This window comes from Streptomyces sp. NBC_01334, from assembly GCF_035983595.1.
Taxonomy (GTDB): domain Bacteria; phylum Actinomycetota; class Actinomycetes; order Streptomycetales; family Streptomycetaceae; genus Streptomyces; species Streptomyces coriariae.
Genome location: NZ_CP130718.1, coordinates 529,667 through 547,594 on the forward strand (window position 1 = coordinate 529,667; position 17,928 = coordinate 547,594).

Annotated in this window: 16 protein-coding genes; 12 read left to right on the forward strand and 4 right to left on the reverse strand. The window is 73.6% G+C overall.

Going from position 1 to position 17,928, the window contains the following annotated elements; genetic code table 11:
* The 9 genes from OG736_RS02435 (at nucleotide 1) to OG736_RS02475 (ending at nucleotide 8,847) form a co-directional block, all read left to right on the forward strand.
* Nucleotides 1-888 carry an ABC transporter permease gene (locus OG736_RS02435; RefSeq protein ID WP_327180895.1) on the forward strand — a complete coding sequence of 296 codons (888 nt, stop codon included), beginning with the start codon at nucleotides 1-3 and terminating at the stop codon, nucleotides 886-888.
* A complete protein-coding gene (locus OG736_RS02440) occupies nucleotides 888-1,766 on the forward strand; it encodes an ABC transporter ATP-binding protein (RefSeq protein WP_327180896.1) in 879 nt (292 codons plus the stop codon). The genes OG736_RS02435 and OG736_RS02440 overlap by 1 nt, the downstream gene beginning before the upstream one ends.
* Nucleotides 1,763-2,611 (forward strand): ABC transporter ATP-binding protein, encoded by an 849-nt coding sequence (locus tag OG736_RS02445; protein ID WP_327180897.1) that lies wholly within the window; start codon nucleotides 1,763-1,765, stop codon nucleotides 2,609-2,611. Before OG736_RS02440 ends, OG736_RS02445 begins: the two co-directional genes overlap by 4 nt.
* Before the next feature lie 23 nt (nucleotides 2,612-2,634).
* Nucleotides 2,635-3,975: an LLM class flavin-dependent oxidoreductase gene (locus OG736_RS02450; protein ID WP_327180898.1), complete on the forward strand. Its 1,341-nt coding sequence runs from the start codon at nucleotides 2,635-2,637 to the stop codon at nucleotides 3,973-3,975.
* A gap of 10 nt (nucleotides 3,976-3,985) precedes the next feature.
* Nucleotides 3,986-5,740: an FAD-dependent monooxygenase gene (locus tag OG736_RS02455; RefSeq protein ID WP_327180899.1), complete on the forward strand. Its 1,755-nt coding sequence runs from the start codon at nucleotides 3,986-3,988 to the stop codon at nucleotides 5,738-5,740.
* A gap of 19 nt (nucleotides 5,741-5,759) precedes the next feature.
* Nucleotides 5,760-6,830, forward strand: a complete 1,071-nt coding sequence (locus OG736_RS02460; RefSeq protein WP_327180900.1) for an LLM class flavin-dependent oxidoreductase — start codon at nucleotides 5,760-5,762, stop codon at nucleotides 6,828-6,830.
* Between the two features lies 1 nt (nucleotide 6,831).
* Entirely contained in the window at nucleotides 6,832-7,599 is a 768-nt protein-coding gene (locus OG736_RS02465; RefSeq protein ID WP_327180901.1) for an alpha/beta hydrolase, read from the forward strand.
* 61 nt (nucleotides 7,600-7,660) lie between these two features.
* A complete protein-coding gene (gene ssuE, locus OG736_RS02470; RefSeq protein ID WP_327180902.1) occupies nucleotides 7,661-8,215 on the forward strand; it encodes an NADPH-dependent FMN reductase in 555 nt (184 codons plus the stop codon).
* Between the two features lie 179 nt (nucleotides 8,216-8,394).
* Nucleotides 8,395-8,847, forward strand: coding sequence for an iron chaperone (locus tag OG736_RS02475; RefSeq protein ID WP_327180903.1), 453 nt, complete (start codon nucleotides 8,395-8,397; stop codon nucleotides 8,845-8,847).
* 28 nt (nucleotides 8,848-8,875) lie between these two features.
* Here OG736_RS02475 and OG736_RS02480 read toward each other — a convergent pair whose 3' ends face one another.
* A complete protein-coding gene (locus OG736_RS02480; RefSeq protein ID WP_327180904.1) occupies nucleotides 8,876-11,668 on the reverse strand; it encodes an ATP-binding protein in 2,793 nt (930 codons plus the stop codon).
* 173 nt (nucleotides 11,669-11,841) lie between these two features.
* Between OG736_RS02480 and OG736_RS02485 the strand changes: the two genes are divergently transcribed.
* Both OG736_RS02485 and OG736_RS02490 read left to right on the forward strand, forming a co-directional pair.
* Nucleotides 11,842-12,294 (forward strand): pyridoxamine 5'-phosphate oxidase family protein, encoded by a 453-nt coding sequence (locus OG736_RS02485; RefSeq protein ID WP_327180905.1) that lies wholly within the window; start codon nucleotides 11,842-11,844, stop codon nucleotides 12,292-12,294.
* A gap of 88 nt (nucleotides 12,295-12,382) precedes the next feature.
* Complete coding sequence (locus tag OG736_RS02490; RefSeq protein ID WP_327180906.1) at nucleotides 12,383-13,072, forward strand: SDR family oxidoreductase; 690 nt, start codon at nucleotides 12,383-12,385, stop codon at nucleotides 13,070-13,072.
* Here OG736_RS02490 and OG736_RS02495 read toward each other — a convergent pair.
* Together OG736_RS02495 and OG736_RS02500 are read right to left on the reverse strand one after the other, a co-directional pair.
* A complete protein-coding gene (locus tag OG736_RS02495) occupies nucleotides 13,008-14,942 on the reverse strand; it encodes an ATP-binding cassette domain-containing protein (RefSeq protein WP_327180907.1) in 1,935 nt (644 codons plus the stop codon). The two genes, OG736_RS02490 and OG736_RS02495, sit on opposite strands and share 65 nt — an antisense overlap.
* A gap of 19 nt (nucleotides 14,943-14,961) precedes the next feature.
* On the reverse strand, nucleotides 14,962-15,474 hold the full coding sequence (locus OG736_RS02500; protein ID WP_327180908.1) for an ATP-binding cassette domain-containing protein: 513 nt from the start codon (nucleotides 15,472-15,474) through the stop codon (nucleotides 14,962-14,964).
* Nucleotides 15,475-15,641: 167 nt separating this feature from the next.
* Between OG736_RS02500 and OG736_RS02505 the strand changes: the two genes are divergently transcribed.
* Nucleotides 15,642-16,898, forward strand: a complete 1,257-nt coding sequence (locus OG736_RS02505) for an NAD(P)/FAD-dependent oxidoreductase (RefSeq protein WP_327180909.1) — start codon at nucleotides 15,642-15,644, stop codon at nucleotides 16,896-16,898.
* A gap of 29 nt (nucleotides 16,899-16,927) precedes the next feature.
* On the opposite strand, the gene OG736_RS02510 is transcribed toward OG736_RS02505, so the two are convergent.
* Nucleotides 16,928-17,830, reverse strand: a complete 903-nt coding sequence (locus OG736_RS02510) for an NAD-dependent protein deacetylase (protein ID WP_327180910.1) — start codon at nucleotides 17,828-17,830, stop codon at nucleotides 16,928-16,930.
* Nucleotides 17,831-17,928: the final 98 nt, after the last annotated feature.

Sequence of the window (17,928 nt, forward strand, 5' to 3'; positions counted from 1 at the left end):
GTGGTACGCCGTGTTCTGGCCCTGCCGTCCGGGCGGATCGCCGTCGTCGTTCTGGCCGTGATCGCCGTCCTCGCCGCGCTCGGTCCACTGCTGGCCCCCCAGGATCCGCTGGCGACCAGCGACCACACCCTCGCCGCCGCCTCCGGCGCGCACTGGCTGGGGACCGACTACCTGGGCCGGGACGTGCTGAGCCGGCTCCTCGACGGTTCCCGGGTCAGCGTGCTCGGCTCGCTGGAGGTCGCGCTGACCGCGCTGGTGGTCGGGGTGGTCCCCGGCATCCTGTCGGTGTACCTGGGCCGGGCCTTCGAATGGATCACCCTCCGGCTCGCCGACACCCTGGTCGCCCTGCCCTTCCTGCTGTTCGCCGTCGCGGTCGTCGCGCTGCTCGGCAACGGGATCACCCAGGCGATGCTCGTCACCGGGGTGCTGGTCTCCCCGCTGTTCTACCGGGTCTCCCGCGCCGCCACCCTGGCCGTGGCCCGCTCGCAGTACGTGGAGGCCGCGATCGTCTCCGGGGCCTCCCTCGGCTGGGTCGTGCGCCGCCACGTCTGGGTCAAGGTGCTGCCGCCCATCGCGGTCGCCCTCGCCCAGACCGTCGGCGTCGGCTTCGTGATCGTGTCGAGCCTGACCTTCCTCGGCATCGGCGTACAGCCGCCCGCACCCACCTGGGGCGGTCTGCTCGCCTCGGACCTCGGCTACCTGAGTCACCGCCCGTGGGCGCCGCTCACGCCGGCCCTGCTGATCGTGGTCACGGTCTGGGCCTGCAACCTCCTCGCCGACGCCGTCCGCGACGTCTCCGGCGAGGCGGGCCGCGCGCTGCTCAACAACCGCAGGGCCCGCGCCAACCGGCTCGACAAGCCCGACCCCGCTCCCGCCGGAGGTGCGTGATGAGCACGCTGTCCGAGAAGCTGCAAGCGCCCGCAGAGCACGCCGCGAAGCAGGTCCGGCCGTCGCCGTCCGTGCTGTCGGTACGCGAGGTGCGCATCAGCGACCAGGCCGCCGGACGGGAGATCGTCCACGGGGTGAGCTTCGACCTCACCCCGGGCCGGACGGTGGGCATCGTCGGCGAGTCCGGCAGCGGGAAGACACTCACCTGCCGGGCCGCCCTGGGCATCCTGCCCTCCCACTTCGAGGTCACCGGCGGTTCGATCGAGCTCGACGGCCACGACATCACCGGGTTCTCCCCCGCCGAGTGGACCTCCCTGCGGGGCTCGACGATCAGCGCGGTCTTCCAGGACCCGGCCTCCTACCTCAACCCCTCGATCCGCGTGGGCGCCCAGGTCGCCGAGGTGATCCGGGTCAAGAAGAAGGTCGGGCGGCGCGAGGCACGCCGGCAGACGGTCGAGCTGCTGCGCGCGGTGCATCTGCGGGACCCGGAGCTGGTGTACGGCCAGTACACCTACGAGCTGTCCGGCGGCATGCTCCAGCGGGTGCTCATCGCCGCGGCGATCGCCGCCGGCCCGCGCGTCCTGATCGCCGACGAGGCCACGACCGCGCTCGACGTCACCGTCCAGGCGGAGATCCTCGACCTGCTGGCCGACCTGCGCGAACGGACCGGCCTCGCCCTCGTCGTGGTCTCCCACGACCTGGCCGTCGTCGCCCAGCTGTGCGACGAGGTCCTCGTCCTGCGGCAGGGCGAGGTGGTCGAACAGGGCCCGACCCACGAGGTCCTCCACCACCCCCGCCACGAGTACACCCGGCTCCTGATCGCCGAGCACGAGCAGTACGGGCTGGACAGGTTCCTGGCCCCCGAGGAGGACGCGTGAGCACCGATCCGAACCGGGAGCCCACCGCCCCGGTCCTGGCCGTCGAAGGTCTGGAAGTGCACTACGGACCGCGCCGCCGGCGCCGCCGCGCCCTGCACGACGTCTCCCTGAGCATCGCCGCGGGCGAGACGGTCGGCGTCATCGGCGAGACCGGCTCGGGCAAGTCCACGCTCGCGCGGACCGTGCTCGGCCTGGTGCGCGCCTCGGCCGGCTCGATCGTCGTCGACGGCGAGGAGGTCAGCGCGTACGGTCCCCGCCAGTGGCGCGCGCTGCGCCGCCGGGGCGTCGTCCAGTACGTCTTCCAGGACCCCCTGCGCAGTCTCGACCCGGATCTCACCGTCGAGGACTCGCTCGCCGAGCCGCTCCTCGTGCAGGGCGTCCCCCGCACCGAGGCGGCCACCCGGGTGCGGGCCTTCCTCTCCCGGGTCCACCTCACCGAGGACCTCCTCGACCGGCTGCCCGGCGAGCTCTCCGGCGGGCAGCGCCAGCGCGTCGCGGTGGCGCGGGCCCTGGTCACCGAACCGCGTCTGGTGATCCTGGACGAGCCGGTCAGCGCCCTGGACTCGGCCAACCGGGTCCAGGTCCTCCAGATCCTCAAGGAGCTCCGCGCCGACGGGGTGGCCCTCGTCTTCATCTCCCACGACCTCGGCTCCGTGGCCGGCGTCGCCGACCGCATCGCGGTGCTGTACCAGGGCGAGTCGGTCGAGGTCGGCGCCGCAGCCGACGTCATCAACACACCGCGCCACCCCTACACCCGCCTGCTCGTCAGGTCCGCGCCCACCCTGCACAGCGCGCCGGCCGACCGGGCCGAACGCGAAGCGCTGCGCGCCCTGTTGCACGCCTGAGCCCACGACAGACAGGAACATCCATGTCCCGCACCATTCACCTCGCCCTCCACCCCTACGGCGTCGGCGGCCCGGGCCAGCACGGCCTGTGGAAGGACCCGCGCGTCGCGAAGAACTCCAGCATCGACATCGACTACTACATCCGGTTGGCGCAGGCGGCCGAACACGCCCTGTTCGACGCCCTGTTCATCGTGGACAGCCAGTTCATCAACGCGACCTACCCGGCGCACTACCTCAACCGCCTGGAGCCGCTGACCCTGCTGTCCGCGGTCGCCACCCACACCCGGCACATCGGCCTGGTCGGCACCGCGAGCTCGACGTACAACTCGCCGTTCAACCTCGCCCGCCGGTTCTCCTCGCTCGACCACATCAGCGGCGGCCGCGCGGGCTGGAACGTCGTCACCAGCTTCGACACCGGAACCTCCCGCAACTACGGGCTGGACGAACACCTCGACTACACCACCCGCTACGGCCGCGCCCTGGAGTTCGTCCAGGTCGCCCGCGGGCTGTGGGACTCCTACGAGGACGACGCCTTCCCCGCCGACGTCGAGCGGGGCGTCTTCCTGGACCCGGCCAAGCTGCACGAACTCGACCACGTGGGCGAGCACTTCAAGGTGGCCGGACCGCTCAACCTCTCCCGCTCCCCGCAGGGCCAGCCGGTGATCTTCCAGGCCGGGGTGTCCGAGGAGGGCCGCGATCTCGCCGCCCAGGTCGCCGAGGGCATCTACGCGCCCGGCGGCACCCTGGAGCAGGCGCGGGAGTACTACGCCGACATCAAGAAGCGCACCGCCTCCTACGGCCGCGACCCGGACCACATCAAGATCTTCATCCACGGCGGCCCGGTCGTCGCCGCCACCGACGAGGCGGCCCGCCGCCGCGAGCGGGAGATCTTCGAGGAGGACAACGACTTCGACCGCAACCTCGCCCTGCTGGGCCGTTCCTTCGGGGCGTACGACTTCAGCGCGCACGACCTGGACGCGCCCTTCCCGGATGTCGCGCACCTCGCCGAGAAGGGCGGCCGCACCGGCGCGTCGAAGCTCATCGAACGGGCCCGCACGGAGAACCTGACCCTGCGTCAAGTGGCCGAGTCGGTCAACCAGTTCCGACAGTCACCGTTCGTCGGGGATCCGCGCACGGTCGCCGACACCATCGAGCGGTGGTTCGACGCGGGAACCTTCGACGGCATCAACCTCGCCTTCCGCACCGAGGAGGAGCTGCACCTCTTCGTCGACGGTGTGGTGCCGATCCTGCAGAAGCGCGGCCTGTTCCGCACCGAGTACACGGCCGACACCCTGCGCGGCAACCTCGGACTGCCCGTCCCGGCCAACCGGCACGCCCGCGAGCCGCAGCTCGCGCGGGACTGAGGGCGCCGCCGTGAGCGAACTGTCGGTCACGGGAGGCCGTGACGTGCACACCGTCCGCTTCCCCGACGCCACTCCCCCGTCGACGGTCGACGTCCTGATCGTCGGCGCGGGCCCGGTGGGCCTGGCGGCGGCCGTCGAGCTGACCTCGCGCGGGGTGCGGGCCGCCGTGGTCGAGCGGGCCCGTACCGCCCCCCTGGTGCGGGCGGGCGCGATGGGCCACACCCCACGGGTGGTGGAGCATCTGCGCCGCTGGCGACTGCTCCAGCGCGTCCGCGACGCCTGGACCTACCCGCCCGAGTGGAACCAGGGCACCCGGCTGGTCACCTCGCTCGTCGGTCATGAACTCCTGCCCGCGCCCCGTCCGTCCTTCGGCGACCGGGGCGGCCGCCTCGGCCACTCCTCGGACGAGGCACTGCGCCGTCCGCAGACCGTGTTCCAGCAGGTGTTCCTGGACCACCTGGCGGAGCAGGGCATCGCCGTCGCCGGCGGCTGGGAGCTGACGGACCTGCGCCAGGACGCCGAAGGGGTCGTCACCGAGGTGGTGGACAGCGGCTCGGGCGAACGACGTGTCGTCCGGGCGGCCTACGTCCTGGGCACCGACGGCGGTGGCAGCACCACCCGCAGGCTGGCCGGTATCGACCGGGCAGGAGAGCACGCCACCGAAAAGCGGCTGCGCCTCGTCGTCCGCACCGGCGACATCTCCGACCGGACCGGGCCCGCCCCGAGCGCCACCAACATCGTCGTCAACGCGGGGGCGTCGGGCTTCCTCGCCGCCATCAGCTCCCGGGAGTGGCGGGTGTACGCCGGCCCGTATCCCCTCGACCACGAGCCCGCCGAGGACGAGCTGCTGGCGGTGGCCCGGGCCGCGTTCGGATTCGACGCCGACCTGGAGCTGGTGTCGGCGACGACGTTCTACCACGCCACCCGGATCGCCGAGACGTTCCGCCGTGGCCGGGTACTGCTGGCCGGCGACGCCGCCCATGTGCGCACGCCCGGCGGCAACCTGGGCGAAGGCATCGGCGACGTCGTCAACCTCGGCTGGAAGCTGGCGGCCGTCCTCGCCGGTCACGCCCCGCAGTCCCTGCTGGACTCCTACGACCAGGAGCGGCGCAGGCACAACCGGCGGGTCGCCGACCACTCCTTGGCCCGGTCGCGCCGTACCCAGGCCACCCTGGCGGAGATCCGCCGCGGCGGCATACCCGACGACGCCGATCTCGGCGCCGAGGCCGTGCGGCGGCGGTCCGAGATCGGTGAACGCCTGCGCCAGGACCGCTTCGGCTCCGACGGTGTCGCCTTCGACGAACGGTACGACGCCTCCGCGGTGGTCTGGTACGAACCCGGCCAGCTCGCCGCCGAACCGCCGTGGCGTGCCGACGTCTACGAGGACGACCCGCGCCCGGGCCACCGCGCGCCGGACGGCCCCGTCGACCCGAACGGCGGGACGCTCCACGACCGGCTCGGCACCTCCTTCGGTCTGCTCGTCCTCACCGAGGACCGGACGGTCGAGCGGGCCTTCGCCGTGGCGGCGGCCGCCCGTTCGCTGCCCTTCACCGTCGTCCACCTCTCCGACCCCTCGGCACGCGCCGTCTACGGCACCGCCAACGTCCTGATCCGCCCCGACCAGCACGTCGTGTGGCGCGGTGAACGACTGCCCGCGGGCGGTGCCGACGCGGTCCTCGACCGGGTGCTCGGCCTCGCTCCCACCCCGACGACGCCCGACGGCACCGGCGCGTTCCTTCCGGACGCCGTGGGCACCACAGCCTGACAACGAAAGGCCATCCCCCATGACGAGCGAGAGACCTCGCCTCCGGCTGGGCTTCCTCACCCATGTCCAGGGCCGCGACGACGACTTCGCCCGCACCTACCGCAACGCCCAGGAACTGTTCACCGTCGCCGACGAACTCGGCTTCGACATCGGCTGGGTCGCCCAGCACCACGTCCCGCTCGGCGGCGGTGGGCTGTCCTCCCCGTGGACCTTCCTCGCCCACGCGGCGGCGCGCACCACCCGCATCCGGCTCGGCACCGCGGTCACCGTCCTGCCACTGGAGAACCCGGTCCGCCTCGCCGAGGACATCGCCACCGTCGACACTCTCAGCGGCGGACGGGTCGAGATCGGTGTGGGCAGCGGGTCGAGCGACCTGGAGTACGCCGCCTTCGGCCGGGACGTCGCCCGCAAGCGCGAGCTGACCAGCCGGAACCTCGACGTCCTGCGCCAGGCCCTGGCCGGCCGCGAGGTGGGCGCGCCCGGATTCCGGATCCAGCCGGCGCCGGGCGAATTCTCCGACCGGGTATGGCAGGGCGTGTTCAGCGCGCAGGGCGCCGTGTACGCCGCGGAGCACGGTTCGAACCTGCTGCTCAACCGGGCGGCGTACGGCTTCGACGCTCCCACCGACGAGGTGCAGCGCCCCTGGGCCGACGCTTTCCTGGCCGCCTGGGACGGACCGCGCCGTCCGCGCGTCGGCCTCTCCCGTTTCGTGTTCCCCGCCAAGGACCGGCGCACCGCGCTGCGTCACATCGGTGACGACGTCCACCGTGCGGCACTGCGCATGGCGCGGCACGGCGCGTTCCCCGAGGGCCTGGACGCGGACGAGGCACTGCGTCGCTTCCACTGCTTCTACGGCCACCCCGACGAGATCGTCGCGGCGTTGCGGCAGGAGAGGGTCCTCCCCGTCACGACGGATCTGATCGCCCAGTTCAACCCAGCCGTCCCCGACCACGACGCGACCGTCCGCGCGCTCGAACTCATCGCGACCGAAGTGGCCCCCGCGCTGGGCTGGACGCCCGCGCGCCAGGCCGAACCCGCATCCGCATCCGCATCCGCATCCGCATCCGCATCCGCATCCGCAGGAGTGTGACATGACCCAGTACAGCGACTATCACGGCCCCGAGGGCCTGCGCATCCGCGGCACCGTCGTCGTCGTTCCCGGCCGGGGCGAGACCCGCGCGACCTACGCCCGCTTCGGCAGGCGGCTCGCCGCGGACGCCTACCGCGTGCGGGTGATCGACGGCCCGGACCTGGCCGCCGAGGACCCGGGGGCCTCGCTGGACGGCTTCGCCGCCCGGGTCGCCGACGCCGTCGAGGGCACCGTGTCCGAGGGCGAGGCGGTCCGGCCCGTCGTGCTCGCCGGAGCCGACTCGGGTGCCGTCGCGATCGCCGCGCTCCTCGGCCGGACGGGGGCACCGGCCGCCGTGCGACCCGACGCCCTCGTCCTCGCCGGCCTGCCCGGGCGGACCGCGGGCACCGGGGAGAGCTGGGACGACGAACTCGCCGTCCGCACCTCCTGCCCCGCCCACCGGGGCGTGCTCACCGAGGATCCCCAGGTGCGGCGGGGCGCGCTCGACGACGCCCTGCCGGACGCCCTGCTCACCGCCGTCCACGAGGGCGAGGTCGACGTCCCGGTGCTGCTCCTCGTCGGGGACGCCGATCCCCTCGCCGATCACGAGGCGCTGGCGCGCACGGCGAAGTCACTGCCCCACGCACGTCTTTCGGTCGTGCACGGCGCCCATCACGACGTCCTCAACGACCTCCAGCACCGTTCGGCGGCGGCCGAGGTCGTCTCGTTCCTCGAAACGCTCCGCAACGAGCTGCGCCCGCTGATCACCGTGCGGTCGAGCGCGTGGTGAGCAACCGCCTTACGAGTCCGCCTTGTTCACACGTCTGAACCTCATCCCCGGAAGGTCCCGCATGGCTGCCGTCCTGTCCGTCTCCGGAAGTCCCTCCCCCACCTCCCGCACCACCCGACTGCTGCGCCACCTGGACGACCGGCTACGGCGGCAGGGGCACGAGGTGACCCCGCTGGAGGTGCGCACCCTGCCCCCCGAGGCGCTGCTCGGCGCGGACTTCGGGCATCCGGCGATCGTCGCCGCCGCGGAGCTGTTCGCGCGGGCGGACGGGGTGGTGATCGGCACGCCCGTGTACAAGGCCGCCTACTCGGGCCTGTTGAAGTCGCTGCTCGACCTGCTCCCGCAGTACGCGCTGACCGGCAAGACCGTCCTGCCGCTGGCCACCGGCGGCAGCACGGCCCACGTGCTGGCGATCGACTACGCCCTGCGCCCGGTCCTCAGTTCCATGGGCGCGGCGCACATCGTGCCCGGCTGGTTCACGCTCGACCGGGACATCGCCGCGGAAGTCGGCGCGCCGCCCCTCGCGCCCGCTGCCGCGGTGGCCCTGGAGCAGGTCACGGACCAGTTCTCCGCCGCGCTGGGCGGCCGCACGGACAGGCTCGCCGCCACGGGCTGAGGCGCCGGCTCTCCGTGCCGCGGGCCCTTCTCCTGGGCACCCGGCCCGCTCCGTGGTGGATTCCGTGGTCAGCACGGAGGCGCTCCGTCGCCGGCCGGGAGAGGCTGTGACCCACAGCGACGGGCCCGGCAGGACCCGCCGGGCCGATCACGGTCCACGCCTTGACCACGGGAGCAACCATGACCAGCACCGACGGCAGCACGTACGAGGGATTCACGGCCGAGGAGCGGGCCGCGATGAAGGAGCACGCCGAGGGGCAGAAGAAGGCGGCGCGCCGCGGCTCTCCTGCGGAAAAGGCGGCGGAGGCGGAGCGGGACGTGCTCACGAAGATCGCCGAGATGCAGGACTCCGACCGGACGATGGCCGAGCTCGTCCATGCCGTCGTCACGGCCAACGCCCCGGCCCTCGCGCCGAAGCTCTGGTACGGGATGCCCGCCTACGCACTGGACGGCAAGGTCGTCTGCTTCTTCCAGAGCGCGGCGAAGTTCAAGTCGCGCTACGCGACACTCGGGTTCAACGACCCGGCGAAGCTGGACGAAGGCACGATGTGGGCGACCGCCTTCGCCCTGACCGAAGTGACGGCCGAGGCGGAGGCGCGGATCGCCGCACTGGTGAAGCAGGCGGTGAGCTGACGGCGCACCGGACGCATGGGGCGAGCGGCTACCGGACGGCCACGGGTGCGAGACCGAGGTCGGCCAGCACGGCCGTACCCGCGACGGCATGTTCGCCGCCCGCGAGCAGCAGCGTGCGCGCCGACTGGTAGGGGCAGCCGGCCGCCTCGAAAGCCGCGGCGGCGGCGAGCTGCCGCGCCGGGTCGCCGTCGAGCAGGGCTTGCGCGCGGTCCACCTGGGCGGTGGCGATCGGATTTCCGGCGACCACGGTCCGGGCGGCGTCGATCCGGGAGCGGGCGTCCGGGTGCCCGGCGAGCACCGCGGCTTCCGCCCGGAGCGCCACGTACCAGTGGAGCCAGACCCAGGACACCCACTTCCACACCTGGTCCGGCTCCGGCGCGACCCGCCGCGCCGCCGCGTCCGCGTCCCCGTGGTGGAGCAGCACCATGGCGTCGAAGACCGCACCGTAGCCGTGGCGGTGTTCCGGTGCGTTGCCCGCCCGGTCGACGATCGCGCGCCAGGTCTCCCGGCCGTCGTGGTCGCCGCGCAGGCCGTGCACCATGGCGACCGAAGCGGCGGCGGGGCCGAGCGAGAACGACCGCTGACGGCCGCTCTGCTCCCACGCGTCGAGGAACCGCGCACTGCCGGTGAGCACCTGGTCGGCATGGCCGGCGAACGCGTCCGCGACCAGCAGCCAGGACGTGGCATGGTGCCCCACCTCGGCCAGCAGCGGGTGGTCGGCGAGCTGTCTGCCCCACCGGCGGGCTTCCGGCAGCCGGCCCACGCCGACGGCGGTTCCGGCGGCCATGGCGAGGGCGTCCATGAGCTCGTGCGCACCGGCCGGGGTACGCGGCGCCGAGTCCAGGACGTCGATCCGGCGCCGGGCGGCGGCCGCGGCGGCGAAGGCCTCACCGGTCCAGCTCCGGGCCCCGGAGAGCGCGTCGAGGGCGGCCGACTCCGCCACCGGGTCGCCCGCGCACCGGGCGAGGTCGACAGCGCGTTCGGCACGTACGACGGTCTCCTCCACGGTGTTGTCCAGGTCGCCCTGGACGGCCCCGAACGCATCCGCGACCACCGCCGCCTCGGCGAGCGCGACAGCCGCCCGAGCGGCCGCGGCATCGCCGGCCAGCTCCTGCGCCGCCGCGAGCAGGGCGGTCACCTCTCCCCTGGTGGGAACCTGCGTGAACGTACTGGAGAAGCGGTACGCGTTGGTGGCGGCCGCCGCCAGGTCGCGGCCGGCACCGGCGGTGTTCCCGGCCCGTCGCGCGGCGTCCGCTGCGGCGCGGTGCAGCCGGAACATGTCGTCACCGAGCCTTCGGCACCCGGCCACCGCGGCGGCCTGCCGCAGTGCCGCGGCCCCGTCGGCGTCGTCGGAGAGCCCGGCCGCCTGCTCGTACCGCTGCTGGGACTCGCCGAGCAGGTTGCGGAAGAAGGCCAGCTCGGCCAGGGACAGGGCGAGGCGATGCGCGTCCGCGCGCCGATCCGGCCGGTCGGCCGCCCAGGTGAGGGCGGCCCGGAGGTCGTCCGCCACGGCTTCGAACCGGGCGCGCCAGTCCGTGCCCGACGCTCCGACGAGGACACGCGCGCCGGTCGAGCACCAGTCCAGGTGGCGGGATCGGACCTGTTCGAGCTCGTCGGCGTCGGTGAGCCGCTCCGTCCCGTACTGGCGGATGGTCTCCAGCGCGTGGTACCGGGTGCCCGTGGCCGACGAGGTCACGGCCAGGAGGCTCTGCTCGGCGAGTCTGCCGAGCCCGTCGACGACCGCGGCCGGATCCAGCGGAGCGAACCCGGCGACCTCGGCGGCCGCCTCGGCGGTGAACGGCGCCACGAACACCGACACCCGCCGCAGCAATGCCTGGCTCCGCGGCTCCAGCAGGTCATGGCTCCAGTCCAGCACCGCCCGCACCGACCGGTGCCGGTCGTCGGCGCGGGGTCCGCCGGTGAGGATCCGCAGCTGATCGGAGAGTCCTGCCGTGAGGCCGTCCAGTCCGAGGGTGGACCACCGCGCCGCCGCCAGCTCGATCGCCAGCGCCATGCCGCCGAGCCGTTCGCAGATGGTCACGACCTCCTCGTTCGATGACGGGCCAGGCGGCTGCCCGACCGCCGACGCCCGGTCCATGAACAGGGCCACGGCCTCCGACCGGTCACCGCCTGCCCTCGAAAGCGGCGGGACCTGGAAGACCCGCTCGAACGGCACCATCAGCCTGGCCCGGCTGGTCACGAGCACGCGCAGCCGCGGACAGGCCGCCAACAGCCGCTCCAGGAAAGGCGCCACCGCGTCGCTCACCCGCTCGCAGTTGTCCAGCACCAGCAGCGTCCGGCGGTCCGTCAGCGCGGCAAGCACCGCGTCGTCGATGCCGCGCCCCGGTTGCTCGCCCACCCCCACGGCCGCCGCGACGGCCGCGCCCACCCGACCCGGTTCGGTGACCGGGACCAGGTCGACGAACCACACCCCGTCGGCGAAGTCGTCGGCCACGTCCGCCGCCACCGCCAGCGCGAGGCGCGTCTTGCCCACCCCACCCGGGCCGACCACGGTCACCAGTTGGTGTGCTGTCACCGCCTCGGCCAACTGCCCACGCTCCTCCCCCCGGCCGACGAACGCCGTCAGCGGTGTCGGCAGGGCGGGTACCGGGCGCGACGGCTCGGTACGGGTGAACTCGGCCGCGTGCCGGGCGAGCGCCCGCCGGTCCGGCAGTCGGAGCTTGCGCAACAGCGAGGAGACATGCGACTCGACGGTGCGTACGGAGATGACCAACCGCGCGGCGATCTCCGCGTTGCTGAGGTGCTCCCCGAGCAGTGCGAGCACCTGGGCTTCCCGGGCGGATATCTCTGAACTGATCACCGCCTCATTATCCGTTCGTCCGTGGCGGATTCCGTGGTGGGCACGGAGGCGCCCCGCACCCGGGCCGGGGGAGTCTGTGACCACGGCGATCGGCCCGGCGGGCTTCCCGGGTCGACCGTGACCCACGACCGGACTTCTGCCGATCGTGACCACGACGGACTTCCGGAGGACCGATGGACACCGAACCCCGCCCCCACGCTCAGCGTCGTCACGACGCCGAACACCGGCTCACCCACGACGTCGATGTCTGGGTGGCCAGTGCGTCGGCCGACGGCGCACCGTACCTGGTACCGCTGTCCTTCGACTGGGACGGGGAGGCGCTGTTGCTGGCCACCCCGACGAACAGCCCCACCGGCAGGAACCTGGCCGCGACCCGTGTGGTTCGGCTGGCGCTCGGCCGCACCCGCGACGTGACCGTGATCGACGGCGAGGTCGAGGTCCTCGAGCTCGACGGGCTGCCGCGGGAGCGAGGCGACCGGTTCGCCGAACGCGCCGGTTTCGATCCGCGTGTATCGGCCACGTCGTATCGGTGGTTCCGGATCGTCCCGCGCCGTGTCCAGGCCTGGCGCGAGGAGAACGAGCTGTCCGACCGCGAACTGATGCGCGACGGGCGGTGGCTGATCTGACACTGCGGTGGACGCGCGATCGGCCGGGCTCCCCCAACTCGCCTGTCCCGCAAGGGATGAGATGGTGATATTGGGTGTGTATCAGGTCATGGGAGTTCACCTCATCACAGGTGCGGGTTCGGGTATCGGCGCGGCATTGGCGGAGCTGTTCGCCGCGCGGGGACAGGAGTTGTGGCTGCTGGCACGGGACGAGGGGCGGGCCGGAGAGCTGCGTGCCCGGTTCCCCCGCAGCCGGACCCTGGTGGCCGACCTGGCCGTGCCGGGAGCGATACGGACCCGGCTCGAGGCGCAGGCGCTGCCCGGGCGGCTGGACTCGCTGCTGCACGTGGCCGGGGTGGCGGAGTCGGGCCGGGTGGGCGAGTTGAGCGCGGAGGTCTGGCAGGACACCCTCGCCGTGAATCTGATCGCCCCGGCCGAGCTGACGGGCTTGCTGCTGCCCGCGCTGCGTGCGGGCCGGGGACACGTGGTCTTCGTGAACTCGGGTGCGGGGGTGCACGCGCCGCCGCGGCTGAGCGCCTACGCCGCGTCCAAGTTCGGCCTGAAAGCCCTGGCCGAGTCCCTGCGGGCGGAGGAGTACGCCCAGGGCGTGCGGGTGACCACCGTGTACCCAGGGGAGACGGACACGCCGATGCAGGTCCGGTTGCACGAGCAGTTCGGTCTCCCCTACGCGCCGCAGGCCCCTATGAGCCCGGCGTCCGTGGCGGCCGCCGTCGTCACGGCTCTGGATCTGCCGCGGGACGCGACGATGAGCGATCTGATGCTGCGTCCGGGCTGTTGAGTCGGGCCGCCGCGCGTCCGCCCGGAGCGGGGGCGTCCCCCGGGTTGCCGTCCCCTGGGTGGGCGTCACCGGGGTGGCCGTCCCCTGTTGCGCCGGTTCGCCAGTGGCCCATCAGGTCGGCGTGGAGCGGGACTTGGGCGAGCAGGGTCCGGTGCGTGCCGACCCGCGGTCGGCCTCCGTCCAGGAGCAGCACCCGGTCCGCGCGACGGGCCGAGGTCATGCGGTGCGCGATGATGACGACGGTTCCGGGGCGCCGGCGGAACGCCTCCTCCACCTGCCGCTCGGCCGCCGCGTCGAGGTGACCGGTGGCCTCGTCGAGGACGACCAGCAGGGCAGTGGAAAGGTAGGCCCGGGCCAGGGCCACGAGTTCACGTTCGCCGCAGGAGAGTCCGGCCGGATCGACCCGGCCGTCGGGTCCGCCCAGCCGAACCGCCAGGGCGCTCATCCCCAGTGCCTCCACCGCCTCGGCGAGGACACCGTCGGGGGTCTCGGGAGCGAGGTAGCAGAGGTTCTCGCGCAGGGTGCCCGCGAAGACGTAGGGGGTCTGCGGCAGCAGGACCCGGGCGTGTGCCAGGTCGTGCCGGGCGACCAAATCGAGGGGCACACCGCCGAGGAGGATCTCCCCGCGGTGCGGCGCCAGCATGCCGGTCAGCAGGTCCGCCAGTGTGGACTTCCCGATGCCGGAAGGACCGACGACGACGAGGTGGTCGCCGTCGGCGAGGGACAGGTCGAGCCCGTCGAGCACGGGTTCGGCCTCCGGGCCGTAGGCGAAGGCGATCCCCGACAGGGCGGCCGAGCCGTCCGCGGGCCGCAGGGCGGGGCGGGGGTCGGGGCGGGGTTCCGGGCGGCAGGCGGCGTCGGCGAGACGCTCGGCCGCCACGGCGAGGCGCAGCCAGGAGGCCCCGAGACCCTGTACCAGGAGCCGGATCGCCGGTTCCAGGGTGGCCAGGACAGAGGCGAGCACTCCCACGATCTCGCCGGCGGTCATGCCGCGGGCGAGCAGCCTCGGCGCGGCGAGGACGACGAGCAGGAGGGGGCTGTGCGCGCCCAGCGCCACGATCAGACGGCGCAGTGCGGACACAGCGGCGAGCGCCCTCGATGCGCGCAAGTGCCGGCGCACCGCGTCGAGGGCCTCACGTTGCGCGTGCTCGTGGGCTCCGCAGGCGACGATGTCCCGGAGTTCCGCGACGGTCTCGACCGCGCGGCCCGCCAGCGTCTCCTCGGCGTCGAACGCCGCGCGTTGTCTGCGGACGGTGGCGGGCGCCAGGACGGCGAAGAGTCCGAGGGCCACCAGGAGCGGGCCTGCGACCAAGGGGACGGCGGCCGGGGCGAGGACGGCGGTGCCGGTGACGACGGCGGAGACCGTCAGGACGAACCGCCACAGGAGCATGAGCTGGCCGGCGAGCGCGTCCCGTACGGCCTCGACCTGCCGGGTGAGCCGGGCGACTGCGACGGCGGCGCACTCGTCCCGCCCCGCGCCCGGCGTCACCGCCCGGTGCAGGGTGCCCGTGACGACGTCGCGGAACAGCCGGTCCCGCAGCGGCTCGACGATCTCGGCGAGCCAGGGGTAGGTCTGCCGGCTCGCCCAGGCACCGCCGAAGGTGCACAGGGCGAACAGTCCCAGTCCGAGGGCCGCCGTGCGGGGCCGGTCCATCAGGAAGCCCTGGTCGACGGCGAGGGCGAGGGCCTTGCCGGAGACGGGGGCGGGCGCGGCGGAGAGCAGTGTCCACCAGGTCAGCCGGAGGGCGGCGGCGCGGTTGTCCGCGAGGCTGCCGCGGATCAGGCGCAGGGCCGCGCTGTTGGCCGCGGTGAGGGAGCGGGAGGTCGGGCGGGGCGGGCGGGCGGCGTGTTCCGGCATGGGCTGTCCCATGGATGTCGTCCTTTCGTCTTCAGCCCTCCGCGTCCTCGGCGCCGCGGAACATGCTGCGGTAGGCGGGTACGCGCCACAGCTCGTGGTGCGGAGCGAGGGCCCGGACGCGCCCCTCGTGCAGCCAGGCCACGAGGTCCGCTCGGGCGGCCGTGGCCGTCCGGCGCGTCACGACCAGCCGGGTGCGGTGTGCGTGGGTGGCGTCCATGGCGCGCAGGACCGCGGCCTCGGTGGCGGAATCCAGGCTGGACGTCGCGTCGTCGAGGACGAGCAGCCGGCCGTCGCGGGCCAGGGCGCGTGCGAGTCCCAGGCGCTGGCGCTGTCCTCCGGAGAGGGGCGCGTCACGGACGGGGGTGAGACAGCCGGCGGGCAGACGGCGGATGAAGGCGTCGGCCCGGGCGGCTCGCGCTGCCGCGCGGACCCGGGCTTCCGGGACGGGATCCGCCGCGACGCGCAGCGCGTCGAGGATCGTGGCGCCGGTCAGCTCCGGGTCGCTGAAGGCGTAGGCGACGGCGGCGCGGGTTCGACCTGCCACCTGGAGGGATACCGGTCGAACCGCACACGCATGCCATCACCATTGGCCGATACACGAAGCGGGAGCGGAGCCGAGCCGCATCCGCTCCCCCGGTAGCGAGCGAAGTGGAGTGGACGGCACGAATCCGCATACCGGGACTGGTGCGTTCGTGCCCGGGCCACCCGGTGATGGAGGGAAACAACGTGACCGCAACCGAACGATCATCGGACGTCGTGGTGGTCGGAGCAGGTGTCGCCGGCCTCGCCTGCGCTCAGGACCTGCTGGCCGCCGGCGTCGGCGTGCGGATCCTGGAAGCCTCCGACGGGGTCGGCGGCCGGATGCGCTCCGACCGTGTGCACGGCTTCGTGATCGACCGTGGCTTCCAGGTCTTCAACCCGTCCTACCCACAGCTCCGGCGACGCCTGACCGGGGACGGGCTGGACCTACGCCCCTTCGACCGGGGCGTCCTCATCCACACCGCCGGCGGCAGGCGCCACCTGACCGACCCCCGTGCTCACCCGTCCACGCTCGTCGACCTCCTGTCAGGGCGCCTCGCGGGGCCGCGCGACCTGGCGGCGCTGGGCGCCCTCTCGGCCTCGGACGCGGTGGCCCCGCCGCACCGGCTGAAGCGGCGGCCGGATCGCAGCCCACGCAAGGCCCTTGCCGACGCGGGCTTCACCGACGCGTTCGTCGAGCGCTTCTTCCTGCCCTTCCTGTCCGGGGTGTTCCTGGAGGACCGGCTGGAGACGTCCGCCCGGGTCTTCCATCTCGTGTGGCGCAGCATGCTGCGCGGCACCCTGAGCCTGCCCGCCGCAGGCATCGGCGCCGTACCCCTCGCCTTGGCTGCGTCGCTGCCGAAGGGCACCGTGCGACCGGAGACGCCCGTCGAGCGTCTGACGGACGACGGCGTGGAGACCGCCGCCCGCGAAGTCGTCCCGGCGCGCGCCGTGGTGGTGGCCACGGGCCCGGGACCAGCCGGAACCCTGCTGCCCGACGTCACCTTGCCCGCGTACCGCGTGGTGACGACCTACTACCACGTCATGCCGGACCCGCCGCTGAACGAGCCCACCTTGCTGGTGGACACCCGGCGCCGCTTCCTCAACACCTGCGTGCTGAGCAACGTGGCAGCCTCCTACGCGCCCCCCGGCCGGGCGCTCGTGGCCACCTCGGTGCTCGGCTCGGACGCCGAAGGCCGCGAACGCGCGCTGCGCGAGGCGCTGAGCGAGGTCTACGCCACCGACGCCGACCGCTGGGACCTGCTGACCGTCCGTACGGTGCCCGACGCGTTGCCGGCGATGGCGCCCCCTCAGGAACTCAGCCGCACGACCCGGGTGGCCCGGGGCAGATACGTGTGCGGTGACCACCGGGCCACGGGCTCGGTCCAAGGGGCGATGGCCTCGGGTGCGCGCGCAGCCAGGGAGGTGCTGCGCGACCTCGGCAGGTAGCGCAGATCCGCCCCCTCGCCGTCACGGTCCTACGCAGGCGCCGCCCGGTCGTCGAGCAGGATGCCCAGCCGGCCGGCCACGGTGGTGAGGGTCGTCCCCAAGGGGAGCGCGACCCGGGTGAGGGCGTGCTGGTCGCCCCGGGTCGGGTCCCGGTTGACGATCAGCACGGGCTTCCCGGCCTGGCCCGCCTGACGGACGAACCGAAGTCCGGACATCACCGTCAGTGAGGAGCCCAGGACCAGCAGCGAGGCCGCCTCGCGGACCAGCGTGCGGCAGTGCTCCACGCGCGGCGGCGGAACGGTTTCGCCGAAGAACACCACGTCCGGTTTGAGGATGCCGCCGCAGACCGTGCAGGGCACCACCCGAAAGTCCCCGACCTGTTCGTCGGTGAGGTCGGCGTCACCGTCCGGATTGATCGCCGCCGCCACGGGCTCGAAGTCCGCATTGGCCTCCGCCAGCCTCCGGGCGAGCTCGCGACGCGGGCTGAAGGCACCGCAGGACAGGCAGACGACCCGGCCCAGGCTCCCGTGGAGTTCCACGACGTCCTCGCTGCCGGCGGCCTGGTGCAAGCCGTCGACGTTCTGGGTGATCAGGCCCGAGAGCAGACCGTGCCGCGCGAACGCGGCCACGGCCCGGTGCCCGGCATTGGGACGGGCGCGCCCGAAGGTGCGCCATCCGAGGTGGCTGCGCGCCCAGTACCGGCGTCGGGCCCGGGCATCGGAGGTGAAGTCCTGGTAGGTCATCGGGGTGTGCCGACTCAGGCTCCCGCCCTCACCCCGGTAGTCGGGGATGCCCGACTCCGTGGAGATACCCGCCCCGCTGAGCACCAGCACGCCGCCGGCCCTCAGCGCGTCGACGACCTGCTCCGGATCGGTCGTGCCCGGCGGCAGGTCCTCGGCGGGGGTCCAGCTCAGAGTGGGGCGCATGCGCATGCCGCCAGGGTACGGAACAGGCCGCCTTCGGTGTCCGTGTCCGTGACCGGCCACGTCCCCCGGCTCCCGCAGCCCGGCCCCGAGGTCCGGTTGCTTTC

What these genes read in the sequence shown, in the direction of transcription:
- OG736_RS02450 (WP_327180898.1), top strand. Translation starts at nt 2,635, where the DNA reads ATGTCCCGCACCATTCACCTCGCCCTCCACCCCTACGGCGTCGGCGGC.
- OG736_RS02460 (WP_327180900.1), top strand. Translation starts at nt 5,760, where the DNA reads ATGACGAGCGAGAGACCTCGCCTCCGGCTGGGCTTCCTCACCCATGTC.
- OG736_RS02510 (WP_327180910.1), bottom strand. Translation starts at nt 17,830, where the DNA reads ATGCGCATGCGCCCCACTCTGAGCTGGACCCCCGCCGAGGACCTGCCG.
- OG736_RS02490 (WP_327180906.1), top strand. Translation starts at nt 12,383, where the DNA reads ATGGGAGTTCACCTCATCACAGGTGCGGGTTCGGGTATCGGCGCGGCA.
- OG736_RS02495 (WP_327180907.1), bottom strand. Translation starts at nt 14,942, where the DNA reads ATGGGACAGCCCATGCCGGAACACGCCGCCCGCCCGCCCCGCCCGACC.
- OG736_RS02505 (WP_327180909.1), top strand. Translation starts at nt 15,642, where the DNA reads ATGGAGGGAAACAACGTGACCGCAACCGAACGATCATCGGACGTCGTG.
- OG736_RS02465 (WP_327180901.1), top strand. Translation starts at nt 6,832, where the DNA reads ATGACCCAGTACAGCGACTATCACGGCCCCGAGGGCCTGCGCATCCGC.
- ssuE (WP_327180902.1), top strand. Translation starts at nt 7,661, where the DNA reads ATGGCTGCCGTCCTGTCCGTCTCCGGAAGTCCCTCCCCCACCTCCCGC.
- OG736_RS02485 (WP_327180905.1), top strand. Translation starts at nt 11,842, where the DNA reads ATGGACACCGAACCCCGCCCCCACGCTCAGCGTCGTCACGACGCCGAA.
- OG736_RS02440 (WP_327180896.1), top strand. Translation starts at nt 888, where the DNA reads ATGAGCACGCTGTCCGAGAAGCTGCAAGCGCCCGCAGAGCACGCCGCG.
- OG736_RS02475 (WP_327180903.1), top strand. Translation starts at nt 8,395, where the DNA reads ATGACCAGCACCGACGGCAGCACGTACGAGGGATTCACGGCCGAGGAG.